General features: G+C 71.9%; 14 protein-coding genes. 1 reads left to right on the top strand and 13 read right to left on the bottom strand.

Annotated features, from left to right (window positions below):
• Window positions 1-87: 87 nt before the first annotated feature.
• The 4 genes from ACEZDG_RS11165 to ACEZDG_RS11150 form a co-directional block, all read right to left on the bottom strand.
• Window positions 88-1,764, bottom strand: a complete 1,677-nt coding sequence (locus ACEZDG_RS11165) for a LytR C-terminal domain-containing protein (RefSeq protein ID WP_380506340.1) — start codon at window positions 1,762-1,764, stop codon at window positions 88-90.
• Window positions 1,761-2,387 carry a nicotinate-nucleotide adenylyltransferase gene (gene nadD, locus ACEZDG_RS11160; RefSeq protein ID WP_380506338.1) on the bottom strand — a complete coding sequence of 209 codons (627 nt, stop codon included), beginning with the start codon at window positions 2,385-2,387 and terminating at the stop codon, window positions 1,761-1,763. The genes ACEZDG_RS11165 and nadD overlap by 4 nt, the downstream gene beginning before the upstream one ends.
• Window positions 2,388-2,463: 76 nt before the next feature.
• Window positions 2,464-2,616 carry a hypothetical protein gene (locus tag ACEZDG_RS11155; RefSeq protein WP_380506335.1) on the bottom strand — a complete coding sequence of 51 codons (153 nt, stop codon included), beginning with the start codon at window positions 2,614-2,616 and terminating at the stop codon, window positions 2,464-2,466.
• Between the two features lie 129 nt (window positions 2,617-2,745).
• Window positions 2,746-2,889, bottom strand: a complete 144-nt coding sequence (locus ACEZDG_RS11150; RefSeq protein WP_380506333.1) for a hypothetical protein — start codon at window positions 2,887-2,889, stop codon at window positions 2,746-2,748.
• Window positions 2,890-3,114: 225 nt separating this feature from the next.
• Here ACEZDG_RS11150 and ACEZDG_RS11145 point away from each other — a divergent pair, with 225 nt between their 5' ends.
• A complete protein-coding gene (locus tag ACEZDG_RS11145) occupies window positions 3,115-4,197 on the top strand; it encodes a M48 family metallopeptidase (protein ID WP_380506330.1) in 1,083 nt (360 codons plus the stop codon).
• A gap of 64 nt (window positions 4,198-4,261) precedes the next feature.
• On the opposite strand, the gene ACEZDG_RS11140 is transcribed toward ACEZDG_RS11145, so the two are convergent.
• The 9 genes from ACEZDG_RS11140 to rplU all read right to left on the bottom strand — a co-directional run bounded on the left by ACEZDG_RS11140 (window position 4,262) and on the right by rplU (window position 12,748).
• Window positions 4,262-5,593 (bottom strand): SCO2583 family membrane protein, encoded by a 1,332-nt coding sequence (locus ACEZDG_RS11140; RefSeq protein ID WP_380506327.1) that lies wholly within the window; start codon window positions 5,591-5,593, stop codon window positions 4,262-4,264.
• 139 nt (window positions 5,594-5,732) lie between these two features.
• Window positions 5,733-6,164, bottom strand: coding sequence for an SCO2583/SCO2584 N-terminal domain-containing protein (locus tag ACEZDG_RS11135; protein ID WP_380506324.1), 432 nt, complete (start codon window positions 6,162-6,164; stop codon window positions 5,733-5,735).
• A gap of 157 nt (window positions 6,165-6,321) precedes the next feature.
• A complete protein-coding gene (locus ACEZDG_RS11130) occupies window positions 6,322-7,653 on the bottom strand; it encodes a glutamate-5-semialdehyde dehydrogenase (protein WP_380506321.1) in 1,332 nt (443 codons plus the stop codon).
• A gap of 41 nt (window positions 7,654-7,694) precedes the next feature.
• Window positions 7,695-8,198 (bottom strand): hypothetical protein, encoded by a 504-nt coding sequence (locus tag ACEZDG_RS11125; protein WP_380506318.1) that lies wholly within the window; start codon window positions 8,196-8,198, stop codon window positions 7,695-7,697.
• 134 nt (window positions 8,199-8,332) lie between these two features.
• On the bottom strand, window positions 8,333-9,451 hold the full coding sequence (gene proB, locus ACEZDG_RS11120) for a glutamate 5-kinase (RefSeq protein WP_380506927.1): 1,119 nt from the start codon (window positions 9,449-9,451) through the stop codon (window positions 8,333-8,335).
• A gap of 105 nt (window positions 9,452-9,556) precedes the next feature.
• Window positions 9,557-10,561: an adenosine deaminase gene (locus tag ACEZDG_RS11115; RefSeq protein ID WP_380506315.1), complete on the bottom strand. Its 1,005-nt coding sequence runs from the start codon at window positions 10,559-10,561 to the stop codon at window positions 9,557-9,559.
• A 3-nt stretch (window positions 10,562-10,564) separates the two neighbouring features.
• Window positions 10,565-12,064, bottom strand: a complete 1,500-nt coding sequence (gene obgE, locus ACEZDG_RS11110; protein ID WP_380506312.1) for a GTPase ObgE — start codon at window positions 12,062-12,064, stop codon at window positions 10,565-10,567.
• A 102-nt stretch (window positions 12,065-12,166) separates the two neighbouring features.
• Window positions 12,167-12,421: a 50S ribosomal protein L27 gene (gene rpmA / locus ACEZDG_RS11105; protein WP_380506309.1), complete on the bottom strand. Its 255-nt coding sequence runs from the start codon at window positions 12,419-12,421 to the stop codon at window positions 12,167-12,169.
• 12 nt (window positions 12,422-12,433) lie between these two features.
• Window positions 12,434-12,748 (bottom strand): 50S ribosomal protein L21, encoded by a 315-nt coding sequence (rplU, locus tag ACEZDG_RS11100; RefSeq protein ID WP_380506924.1) that lies wholly within the window; start codon window positions 12,746-12,748, stop codon window positions 12,434-12,436.
• Window positions 12,749-12,995: the final 247 nt, after the last annotated feature.

The following is a 12,995-nucleotide window of genomic DNA, read 5'->3' as shown; positions in this document are numbered from 1 at the left end:
GGATGCTCTCGGTTGGGGGACACAGGTACCCTCCAGGATCTCATGGACCGCGGACAACCCGCTCCGGCGTTGTTACGGAAGCGGGAATCAGCCCTTGAAGTCCTTCCCGAGCACCACCATGACGTCGACCGACTGGTCCGTGGTGACCTTCCTCACTGCCGAGGCCGGCAGCCCCAGGTCCTGGGCCACCTGCTTGGCGTCGGCCGCGCGGGCGTCGTCGGTGTAGGCGACGGTGCTGACCGCCTGGGTCGAGGAGGCCTTGGCGGTGCCGGGGACCAGGGTGAACCCGCCGTTGACCACGTCCGCGGCGGCCAGGTTGGCGCCGTTGCTGCTGCCGGTGGCGTCCTTGACCGCGACCCTGGCCACCGTGGCGGTGTCGCCGCTGTCGCTGACCTGGCCCCCGAGCAGCCGCTTGACCAGGTCGCCGGCGCCCGGGCCGAGCGTGCCGTCGCCCTTCACCGCGAGGGTGTCGGTGCTGTACTTCCCGGCCTTGGCGTCCTTGGAGAGGGCCGCCAGCAGCGCGCCCAGCGTGCTGTCCGGCAGCGAGGGGTCGGGCACCGCTCCCATCTGGGTGATGTCGCTCGCGGCCGTGGAGGGGTCCTGCGGCATGGCCGTGACCAGGGCCTGCAGCACCTGTCCGAAGCGGGACAGCTGGGCGCTCGGGCTCTCGCCCTTGGCCTGGTAGGTGGCGTAGGCGATGACGGCGTCCCCGTGCAGGGCCGCCCGTCCCGGCTTGACCAGGGCCTTGCCGGAGACGGTGATGGTGGTGTTGGCGTCCAGGGTGAGCCCGTCCGGCGCGACGGCGTCCACCAGCTTCTGCAGGAACGGGGTGTAGAGGCCCCAGGTCGCGGTGATGTCGGCGCCGAGCAGGGTGTTCAGGCCCTCCCGGGTGGCGGCGTTGCCCTGGGCGTCCGCGGAGCCCGGGGAGCCGGAGGTGGCGCCCAGCGGCACCGGGGCGCCGCCGCCCTCGGTCGGCACCCCGAGGGCGCCGGGGACCAGCACGGTGGCGCCGGTGCCCGAGCCCGGGTTGGAGACCAGCAGGGCGGTGTAGATGTTCTTGTTCAGGTCGTGCAGGTGCACCGCGACCACGGTCCGCTTGGTCGACGCGGCGACGGCGCCCTTCGAGGAAGCGAAGAGGCTGCCCTTCGCCCACAGGTAGCCGGCCGTGCCGCCGGCGATCAGCACCAGCGCCACCAGCCCGGCCAGGAACCGGTTGCGCAGCCGCTTGCGGCGCTCGTCGCGGCGCTCGCCCCGGGTCTCGCTGAACTTCATCCAGTCGATGACGTCGGCGGACTCCTCGGCGTCGTCGACGAAGGTGAACTGCTCGGTGCCGTAACCGGGCTGGCCCGGGCCCGGCGCGGCGGCGGGCGCGGCCTCCGGCGCGGGGGCCTGCGCCGGGACCCGGAGGACGGGCTCGGGGGCGGGCGGGGCCGCGTACACGGGGGGAGCCTGCTGCTCCGGTATCGGGTAGTAGTACTGCGCCGGGTCCTGGTAGGGCTGCTGCCCGTACTGCGGCTCCTGGTACGGCTCCTGGTACGGCTGCTGCTGCGGGTACTCGTAGCCGGGCTCGGCGTAGTACTGCTGCTGCTGCGGTGGCTGCGGCTGCTGCAGCGGCCGGCCGTAGTCGTCGTAGCCGTACGGGGCCTGCTGCTGGTAGCCGTACTGCTGCGGCACCTCGCCGTAGGGGGCGGCGGGCGGCAGCGGGCGGCCCCACTCGTCGTACTCCTGCTGCTGCGGCTGCCTGCCGTCCGCGGTCCCGGTCACACCGCCCCCTGGTCCAGGTAGAGCCGTCGCTTGTCGATGTAGCGCACCACGCCGTCCGGCACCAGGTACCAGACCGGCTCGCCCCGGGCGACGCGGAGCCGGCAGTCGGTGGAGGAGATCGCCAGCGCCGGCACCTCGACCAGCGAGACGCCGCCGACCGGCAGGCCCGGGTCCGTCAGCGTATGCCCCGGACGAGTGACCCCGATGAAGTGTGCGAGTTCGAACAGCTGCTCCGCGTGCCGCCAGGAGAAGATCTGCTCGAGGGCGTCGGCGCCGGTGATGAAGAAGAGGTCCGCGTCCGCGTGCTCGGCGCGGAGGTCCCGCAGGGTGTCGGTGGTGTACGTCGGGCCCTTGCGGTCGACGTCGATGCGGCTCACCGAGAACTGCGGGTTGGAGGCGGTGGCCAGAACCGTCATCAGATAGCGGTCCTCGGCCGGGGAGACCGGCCGGCCGCCCTTCTGCCAGGGCTCACCGGTGGGAACGAAGATCACCTCGTCCAGCTGGAACTGGCTCGCGACCTCGCTGGCCGCGACCAGGTGGCCGTGGTGCACCGGGTCGAAGGTGCCGCCCATGACTCCGAGGCGCTTCTTGACCGGTCCGTCACCGGGCTGACGCTGCTCCATGGGCGATTACCCTACGTGATTCGGCGACGGGCCTCCGGCCCGGCCGCCGGGGGGCCGGGCCGGGACGCCGGAGTTGCTAGCGGTCCTTGTTGAAGCGCGTGGTCAGGAACAGCAGGATCAGCAGGATCAGCAGCGCGCCACCACCCGTGATGATCGGGTTGAGGCTGTGGTGGTCGCTGTCGCCCTCGGCGAGCAGGGCGAGAGCGGGTGCGGCGGCGTGGAGGCTCATCGGTGGCTGGACCTTCTGACTCGGAGGCGTACGGGGGCCTGCTTGACCGTGCTCATGGTACGGGCACCGCCGGTGCGTGGCAGCAGAGGCAACCGCTCGGCGTCCGCGCGCGTCTGACTGTCTGTGTGCCTATTGGCGGTAGCCGCGGAGCAGGACGACGGCGAGCAGGACGACGCCGACGATCGCGGCGATGACGATGATCCGCAGGAACATCCCCGGGCCGGCGCCGTTGGAGATGGCGGCGAGCTGCTGCAGGGCGGTGGTGGTGCGCATGGGGTGTGACTCCCTCGGGGGAACGGCCGGACAACCCAGGTTAGACCGGACGGTTCCGCGAATTGTCGGCGGGATCGCCGGTCAGTGTCGGAACCCGCGCGTAGTGTGTCGAGCAGAGCTTTTCGCTGTGGGGACGAGCGCGGCAGCAGGACAGGCAGACTGACAAAGGACGGCGGGGGCCCGGCGGCAGGCCGGGGTCCGCTGTCGACCGGGAGGACCGAACAGATGACCCAACCCAACGACGGCAATGTGCCGAGCCGCACCCGCAAGCGCTTCCCCGGCATCTCCACCCGCGCCTGGGAGCACCCCGCGGACCGCTCCGCGCTGGTCGCCCTGCGCAAGCTCAGCGGCTTCGACGACATCCTCAAGAAGCTCGGCGGCATGGTCTCCGAGCGCGCGGTCCGGCTGATGTTCCTGGCCTCCGCGGTGCGCACCTCGGAGCGTCAGTTCTCGCACCTGTTCGACATGGCGCGGGACGCCGCGTACACGCTGGACCTGGAGAAGGTCCCGGCGCTCTACGTCACCCAGGACCCGCTGCCCAACGCCATGTGCATCGGCATGGACACCCCGGTCATCGTGGTGACCACCGGTCTGGTCGACCTGCTGGACGAGGAGGAGATGCGCTCGGTCATCGGCCACGAGGTCGGCCACGCCATGTCCGGCCACGCGGTCTACCGGACCATGCTGCTGATCCTGACCAACCTGGCCACCAAGATCGCCTGGATCCCGCTGGGCAACATCGCCATCCTGGGCATCATCACCGCGCTCAAGGAGTGGTTCCGCAAGGCCGAGCTCTCCTGCGACCGGGCCGGGCTGCTGGTCGGCCAGGACCTGCAGGCGTCCATGCGCGCGCTGATGAAGCTGGCCGGCGGCCACCACCTGCACGAGATGAACACCGACGCCTTCCTGGAGCAGGCCGACGAGTACGAGCGGGCCGGCGACCTGCGGGACGGCGTGATAAAGCTGCTGCAGGTGCTGCCGCAGACCCACCCGTTCGTGGCGGTGCGGGTGCAGAAGCTGAAGAAGTGGGCCGAGAGCGACGAGTACAGCTCGATCCTGGCCGGCGCCTACCCGCGCCGGGAGCAGGACGGCGACACCTCCGTCAGCGAGGGCTTCAAGTCGGCGGCGGACTCCTACGCGCAGTCCTTCAAGGAGTCCAAGGACCCGCTGGTGGGCCTGATCCGCGATGTCGCGGGCGGCGCCGGCGACCTCGGCGGCAAGCTGCGGGACGTCTTCGCGGGCAACCGCGGCACCGGCTCGGCCGGTACCGGCGGCACCGCCGAGGAGCCCCCGCCCGCCCAGGCCTGACCGCACGGTCGTCCGCACCAGCACGACACCGGCCGACGTTCCCGACCCACCAGTGCCGTACGGGTCAGGGCGTCGGCCCCGTCATGTAGCCGCAGACCGCCCAGGCCGGACGGTTCTGGTCGAAGGGGTCGGTGCCGACCGGGCCGCGGGTCCGGGTGGGGGTCGCGTCCGGTGTCGCCGACCCGGTCGCACCGGCGGTGGCGGCGGCCGAGGGCACGGCCGTGGCCGGGGCGAACGGCGAGGCGGTGCTCGGCTGCGGGAAGACCGGCTGCAGGAAGCGGCTCTGGTCCGCGTCGCAGGCGGTGGCGCCGACCTGGGTGACCGAGTCGGAGAGTTCCAGGTGGCCGTCGTCGATGTCGGCCGCGGTGACCCGGTAGGTGATCTCCCGGCGGACCGTGAACAGCACGGTGGGGTGCGGCGCGGCCAGTCCCCCGATCGTGGTCGGGACATCCGCGGCGGCTGCCGAGGCGGACGCGGAGGCGATCGCCCCCGGTGTCTGCGCCAGCGCGTAGATGAAGGTGTAGTCGCTGGTCAGCTCCAGGGTGTTGGAGCCCACCTCGGCGAAGCTCATGGTGCCCTGGGCCCGGATCTTCTGGTCCGGGGCCAGCTTCACCTGCTTCGGGTCGAAGCGCACCATCCAGCCGGTGGCCTCGTGCCTGCGGTCGTCGGTCGGCTTGGAGATGCTCTGGTCGAACTGCCCGTACTGGCCGGACGCCAGCAGGTTGCGCACCGCGTCGGTGTCACCGCCGGTCAGCACATTGGGGTCGAGCGAGGACACCTCCAGGTAGTGCTGGACCAGTTGGAGCGCCTGGAGCACCTGCGCCTGGCTGAAGTTGTCGGTGTGCCGGGGGCTGGGCAGGCCGAGGCCGGAGCTGCCGGAGGGGTAGTCCTCGGGCAGGATCTCCACCGGCCCCGAGGCCTGCGGCGACACCTGGGCCGACGGGGTCGACCGGGCCGACGAGGACCCGGCGGCAGCGGAGGAGGAAGCCGACGCGGAGGACGAGGCGCTCGGCGAGGCCGACTCCTCGGCCTCGGGCACCCCCGGCACCAGCGTGGGCACCCCGGCGGGCCCGGCCTGCAGCGGGAACAGCGAGATGCTGAGCTCGGCCGCGTTCCCGCGCACCGGCACATAGGGGTGCTTGGTCCCCAGGTAGACGGCGGCGGCGAAGGCCATCGAGACCAGCAGCATCAGCGCCAGGGCCTGCCGCGAGAGCCCGCTGCGCAGCCCGCGCCTGCGGACCGGACGGGTGCCCGAGGACATGCGTTCCTGCGCCGAGAGCTCCTGGATCCGGGCAGCTCTGACGAACGACTCGTCGAACACGACGGATCGGAACTCGTCCTCGCCCCCGGGACCGCCCTCGGGCGTGCCCTCCGGAGGCTCTGCCCGGCCACCCATGGCTCAAGGGTATGTCGCTCCAACGGGTGTGAAAGGTCCTCAGGGGTCAACTTCTGGATCCGGGTTGACCGACGACCATAGCACTACGACAAAAGGGGCATAAGCACCCAGCGGGTGGTGTCACTGAGAGCAAGTTCACTTAGCGCGGAACCCCGACCGCCGCACTGCCGGTCGAACTGCTGCCCGTGCCGCTGCTGGACCCCGGGACCGGCTGGCCGTTCAGGCCCGTCCCCCGGTACACCGCCGCCGCCGCGACCAGCACCGCGAGCAGGCCGATCACCACCAGCATCACCCGGGCGACGACCCGCTGCCAGCGCCCGGGCGCGGCCTGGTACCGGCCGCGCCGGCTGATGATGCCGACCGGGCGCACCGCGCCGCCCTGGTCCAGCCGCTTGGGGCCGGTCACCGCGCGCCCGCGCCGCTTGGCGTCCGCGCGCATCGACCGCAGCCGTTCCTCGGCCGAGGGCTCGTGGATCAGCGCGGCCAGGACGAAGGCCTCGTCGAGGACGAGTCCGGCGAAGATGTCGGGCGCTCCGGTCTCGGGCGTGTTCGTCTCCGGATCACCCGGCACCGCGTCACTCGCACCTGTGTCAAAGCCATCGGGATTCACGGCACCCCCCGGTATCAGCAGACCACAGCCTGTTCGCACCACTGCGATCAGCGTAGCGCCGGTACCTCCGCTTGTCTGTGGCTTCGCCAGGGCCGCGCCCCGGCGCACCACCCGCGGGTCAGCCGCGCACGTGCCCGTCGCCGGTGACGATGTACTTGGTGGAGGTGAGCTCGGGCAGCCCCATCGGGCCCCGGGCGTGCAGCTTCTGGGTGCTGATCCCGATCTCCGCGCCGAAGCCGAACTGCCCTCCGTCGGTGAACCGGGTGGAGGCGTTGACGGCGACCGTGGTGGCGTCCACCAACTGGGTGAAGCGGCGGGCGGCGGCCTGCGAGGTGGTCACGATGGCCTCGGTGTGGCCGGTGGACCAGAGCCGGATGTGGTCCACCGCGGCGTCCAGCGAGGGCACCACCCGGGCCGCGATGTCGTAGGAGAGGTACTCGGTCTCCCAGTCCTCCACGGTCGCCGGGACCACGGTGGCCTTGGAGTTCTCCCCGTGGGCCAGCACCTCCTCGTCGCCGTGGACGGTCACCCCGGCCTCGGCCAGCGCGTCCAGGGCCAGCGGCAGGAAGGCGTCGGCCACGTCCCGGTGCACCAGCAGCGTCTCGGCGGCGTTGCAGACGCTGGGACGGGAGGCCTTGGAGTTCACCAGGATCTCCACCGCCATGGCCAGGTCGGTGTCGGCGTCGACATAGACGTGGCAGTTGCCGGTACCGGTCTCGATCACCGGGACGGTGGAGTTCTCCACCACGTTGCGGATCAGCGAGGCTCCGCCGCGCGGGATCAGCACGTCCACCATGCCGCGGGCCCGCATCAGCTCGGTCACCGAGTCGCGGGACTCCCCCGGCACCAGCTGGACGCAGTCGGGCGGCAGCCCGGCCCCGCCGACGGCGTCGCGCAGCACCTCCACCAGCTTCCGGTTGGAGGAGTAGGCCGAGGAGGAGCCGCGCAGCAGCACCGCGTTGCCGGACTTCAGGCAGAGCGCGGCGGCGTCCACGGTGACATTGGGCCGGGCCTCGTAGATGATCCCGACCACGCCGAGCGGCACCCGGACCTGGCGCAGGTCGAGGCCGTTCGGCAGGGTGGAGCCGCGGACCACCTCGCCCACCGGGTCGGGCAGTCCGGCGACATGGCGCACATCGGCGGCGATGGCGGCGACCCGCTCCCGGGTCAGCGTCAGCCGGTCGACCACCGACTCCGAGGTCCCCGCCTCGCGCGCCCTGGCCACGTCCTCGGCGTTGGCCTCCAGGATCTCCCGGGTGCGCACCACCAGGGCGTCGGCGATGGCGAGCAGCGCGTCGTCCTTGGGGGTGCGCGGCAGCGGCGCCAGGTCCGTCGCGGCGGCCTTGGCCCGGTACGCCGCCTGCAGCACCGGGGACTGCGGCAGCGGGGACGGGAGGTCGGGGGAGGGGAAGGCCGTCAGTTCGAAGTCGCCGTCAGGGCTGCTGCTCATGCGGGCAAGAATAACCGCCGCGGGCGCGGCCCCGGCAACGGTCAGTACGGGTGCACGCCGCCGAGGAAGACCCGGGACTCCCCGTACCCCTCCGCGATCCGCTTGTGGTAGGTCGCCCGGTCCACCACCTCCAGGCCGACGATCTCCCAGGGCGGCAGCCGCGCGCTGGCCTTGTGCTCGCCCCAGAGCCGCAGCGCCATCGCCGCCGCGTCCTGGAGGTCCTCGGCCTGCTCCCAGTACCGGATCTCGCCGTGGTCGGTGGCGTAGCGGGCGGTCAGGAAGGGGGTGTGGTCATGGGCCAGCTGTTCGAGTCCGCGCTTGAGCTCGGTCAGCGGGGTCGCCCGGCCGGCGACGCTGAGCACCACGTGCCAGAGCCGGGACCGGCCGCCGTCCTCGTCCGCGGACGTGCTGGGCGGTATCGCGGCCGTGGGGGCGTTCTGGGTCGTACGGGCAGCGCGCACCGAGTGCGATGCGCCCCCTTCGATGCTGGTGAGCACCGTGTCCGCCGCTCCTGCGGATCCCGACCCCTGGCGTCTGCGTGCCACCGGCGGCCTCCTGTCGGTGTCAGTCGGTCATGGCCCGGCCGGCCTCTTGAGCCCGCCGCACCCGTGCACCCCCGTGCCACCCTCCTAGTTGACGCGGGAAGGTCCGCCCCAGTTCCGCCCCGTTCCGCCGACCCTCAGCCCCGCCCCAGTGGTGTGGGAAGGACTACCAGGTCATCGCGGTGCACCACCTCGCGTTCGTACGCAGGGCCGAGCTCCCGAGCCAGCTCCGGCGTCGAGCGTCCGAGCAGTCGGGGAAGCTCCCTCACATCAAAGTTGACCAGCCCCCGGGCGACGATGTTGCCGTTTTCGTCAAGAAGGTCCACCGGATCGCCTGCGGCGAACTCACCCTCAACTCCGGTCACACCGGCGGCCAGCAGCGAGGTACGGCGTTCCACCACGGCCCGGACCGCGCCCGGGTCGAGCCGGACCGCGCCGCGCGGGGCGCTGGCGTGCTCCAGCCAGAGCAGCCGGTCGGCGGAGCGCCGGCCGGTGCGGTGGAACAGGGTGCCGGTGTCCCGTCCGGCCAGGGCGTCGGCGGCATACCTGGCGGCGGTGAGCACCACCGGGATGCCCGCGCCGGTGGCGATCCTGGCCGCCTCCACCTTGGTCACCATGCCGCCGGTGCCGACCCCCGCCTTGCCGGCGCTGCCGATCTCCACCCCGGCCAGGTCCTCGGGACCGCGCACCTCGGCGATCCGGCTGCTGCCCGGCCTGCTGGGGTCGCCGTCGTAGAGGCCGTCCACGTCGGAGAGCAGCACCAGCAGGTCGGCCCGGACCAGATGGGCCACGATCGCGGCCAGCCGGTCGTTGTCGCCGAACTTGATCTCGGCGGTGGCCACCGTGTCGTTCTCGTTGACCACCGGCACCGCGCCCATCACCAGCAGCTGCTCCAGGGTGCGGAAGGCATTGCGGTAGTGCGCCCGGCGGCTGGCGTCCTCGGCGGTGAGCAGCACCTGGCCGACCCGCAGCCCGTAGCGGGAGAAGGAGGCGGTGTAACGGGCCATCAGCAGGCCCTGGCCGACGCTGGCGGCGGCCTGCTGCCGGGCCAGGTCCCGCGGGCGCCGGTCGAGCCCCAGCGGCGCGAGCCCGGCCGCGATGGCGCCGGAGGAGACCAGCAGGATCTGGGTCTGCCCGCCGTGGTGCTTCGCCAGCACGTCGACCAGGGCGTCCACCCGGTCGGCGTCCAGGCCGCCGGCCGCGGTGGTCAGCGAGGAGGACCCCACCTTCACGACGATCCGCCGCGCGTCCCGCACGTCGTCCCGCAGGGTGCCTGTCACGCCGTCGCTCCCGAACTCGAGTGGTGGCCGGTCCGCCGGATCGCAATCTACGCGAACCGGAGGACCGGCCTCACCTGGATATCAGCCGCTGGACGGGTGCGCGTCCAACTCGGCCAGCAGTTCGGCCCTGCGGGCCTCGTCGACGAAGGACGCCAGGAAGGAGTTGCGCGCCAGCAGCCGGAGTTGACCGTCCGTCAGCCCCAGCGCCCGGCGCAGCCCCTGGTAGTTGTCCTCCACGTAGCCGCCGAAGTAGGACGGGTCGTCCGAGTTGACCGTGACCAGCAGGCCCGCCGCCAGCATGGCCGGCAGCGGGTGGTCCTCCAGCCGGTCCACGCAGCGCAGCCGGACGTTGGAGAAGGGGCAGACGGTGAGCGGGATCCGCTCCGCCACCAGCCGGGCCACCAGCGCCTCGTCCTCCAGGCAGCGGATGCCGTGGTCGATCCGCTCCGCGCCGAGCAGGTCCAGCGCCTCGCTGATGTAGGCGGGCGGGCCCTCCTCGCCGGCGTGGGCGACCAGCCGCAGGCCGAGCCGCTTGGCCTCGGCGTAGACCTCGGTGAACTTGGCCGGCGGGTGGCCGACCTCGGCCGAGTCCAGGCCGACGGCCGAGATCCGGTCCAGGTACGGCGCCGCGTCGGCCAGGGTCCGCAGCGCGTCCTCGGCCGGGAGGTCGCGCAGGAAGCTGAGGATCAGCCCGGTGGAGATGCCGTGCCGCTCCTCGCTGCGGTCCAGCGCCCGCGCCAGGCCCCGGACCACGGTGCCGAGCTCCACCCCGCGGGCGGTGTGCGCCTGCGGGTCGAAGAAGACCTCGGCGTGCCGCACCCCCTGCGCCGCCGCCCGGACCAGGTACGCCTCGGCCAGGTCGGTGAAGTCCTGCTCGGTGAGCAGCACCGCGGTCAGCCGGTAGTACAGGTCGAGGAAGGACTGCAGGTCGCTGAAGGCGTACGCGCTGCGCAGCTCCTCCGGCGTGGCGTACGGCAGGTCGATGCCGTTGCGCTCGGCCAGGAGGAAGGCCAGCTCGGGTTCGAGCGTGCCCTCGATGTGCAGGTGCAGTTCCGCCTTGGGCAGCGGAGCCAGGGGGGTGGGCATGGCTCAGATGTCCTCGTCGTCCTCGATGTCGTACTCCTCCGGGGCCGGCTCGACCTCGCGCCGGGGCAGCGGGTCGAAGCGGGCGAACTCGGAGGCGGCGTCGTCGCGGATGGCCTCGCGCTCGCGCTTGCGGGTGACCGCGTCGCGCGGCGACTCAAGACGGTGGTCCTCGCCGCGGCGGCCGAGCATCTCCGCGCCGGCGGCCATGCTGGGCTCCCAGTCGAACACCACCGCGTTGTCGGACTCGCCGATGACCACGGTGTCGCCCTCCTTGGCGCCGGCCTTGGCGAGCGCGACCTCCGCGCCCAGCCGGGCCAGCCGGTCGGCGAGGTAGCCGACGGCCTCGTCGTTGGAGAAGTCGGTCTGCTTGATCCAGCGCTCCGGCTTGCTGCCGACGATGCGGTAGAGGTTCTCGGCGGCGTCGTAGCTGACGGTGAAGCCGGCGTCGTCCACCGCGGTCGGGCGCAGCACCACCCGGGTGGCCTCCTCAACCGGGCGGGCGGCCCGGGCCTCGGCGACGATCCGGGCCAGCGCGAAGCTGAGCTCGCGCAGGCCCTTGCGGGACACCGCGGAGACCTCGTACACCTCGTAGCCGCGCTCCTCCAGCGAGGCGCGGGTGATGTCGGCCAGGTCCTGCCCGTCCGGCACGTCGATCTTGTTGAGGGCGACCAGCCGCGGCCGGTCCTCCAGACCGCCGTACTGGGCCAGTTCGGCCTCGATCATGTCCAGGTCGGCCAGCGGGTCCCGCTCGGTCTCCAGGGTGGCGCAGTCCAGCACGTGCACCAGCACCTCGCAGCGCTCGACGTGGCGCAGGAACTCCAGGCCGAGGCCCTTGCCCTGGCTGGCGCCGGGGATCAGCCCGGGCACGTCGGCGATGGTGTAGACGTGGTCGCCCGCGGTGACCACACCGAGGTTGGGGACCAGGGTGGTGAAGGGGTAGTCCGCGATCTTCGGCTTGGCCGCCGAGAGCACCGAGATCAGCGAGGACTTGCCGGCGCTGGGGTAGCCCACCAGCGCGACGTCGGCCACGGACTTGAGCTCCAGCACGATGTCCATGCTGTCGCCGGGCTCGCCGAGCAGCGCGAAGCCGGGGGCCTTGCGGCGCGAGGACGCCAGCGCGGCGTTGCCGAGGCCGCCGCGGCCGCCGGCCGCGACCACGAAGCTGGTGCCGTTGCCGACCAGGTCGGCCAGCACCTTGCCCTGCTTGTCCATCACCACGGTGCCGTCCGGCACCGGCAGCACCAGGTCGTTGCCGTCGCCGCCGGTACGGTTGTCGCCCGCGCCCGGCTTGCCGTTGGTGGCACTGCGGTGCGGCGAGTGGTGGTAGTCGATCAGGGTGGTGACCTGCGGGTCCACCACCAGGGTGACATCGCCGCCACGGCCGCCGGACCCGCCGTCCGGACCGCCCAGCGGCTTGAACTTCTCCCGGTGCACGGAGGCGCAGCCATGGCCTCCGTTACCCGCGCTGACGTGCAGCTCGACGCGGTCCACGAAGGTGGTCATGGTGACAGGGCCTCTCGATAAGCAATGGGGAGTAAGTCAATGAAACGCCGAGGGTGGACCGGAATGTTCCGATCCACCCTCAAGCGTTGCGGTTTGCCCGGATCAGGCAACCGGCACGATGTTCACGACGCGGCGGCCGCGGAACGTGCCGAACTCGACCGCGCCGGCGTTCAGCGCGAACAGGGTGTCGTCGCCACCGCGGCCCACGCCGGAGCCCGGGTGGAAGTGGGTGCCACGCTGGCGGACCAGGATCTCGCCGGCGTTGACCTTCTGGCCGCCGAAGCGCTTCACGCCGAGGCGCTGCGCGTTCGAGTCACGACCGTTACGGGTAGAGCTTGCGCCCTTCTTGTGTGCCATCTCCCGAGCCCCTTACTTCGCCGAGTCGATGCTGGTCACACGGAGCGCGGTGTGGCGCTGACGGTGGCCCATGCGCTTGCGGTAACCGGTCTTGTTCTTGTACTTCATGATGTTGATCTTCTCGCCCTTGTGGTGGTCGACCACCTCGGCGCGCACCTTCACACCGGCCAGGACCCAGGGGTCGCTGGTGACGGCCTCGCCGTCGACGATGAGGATCGTCGAAAGCTCCACGGTCTCGCCGACCTTGGCGTCCACCTTGTCGGACTCGAAAACATCGCCGACAGCAACCTTGTGCTGCCGACCGCCGCTACGCACGATCGCGTACACCGCGAACCCACTCTCCACTCGGACGGAACTCCTGACGCCAGCCTTCCCGCAGCGAAACGGCGAGGGGCCTCCCCCGGTGAGGTGAGGCTGACGCCTCGAACCGGGAGGGTGTGTGCTCAGGAGTGGGGGCAAACCTACGGATCTGTAAATTTGCACCGAGGGTCAAGGCTACGGAACCACGGCCTGCGGGTCAAACCAGCCCAGGTGGGACGGGGTGAACAGGCCGAACGACCGCAGAACCCGCGGC

Origin of the sequence: Streptacidiphilus alkalitolerans, from assembly GCF_042511045.1 — a bacterium.
Lineage (GTDB): Bacteria > Actinomycetota > Actinomycetes > Streptomycetales > Streptomycetaceae > Streptacidiphilus > Streptacidiphilus alkalitolerans.
The sequence above is the reverse complement of the archived record's forward strand: the minus strand, read 5'-3'. Positions and strand labels throughout refer to the sequence as shown.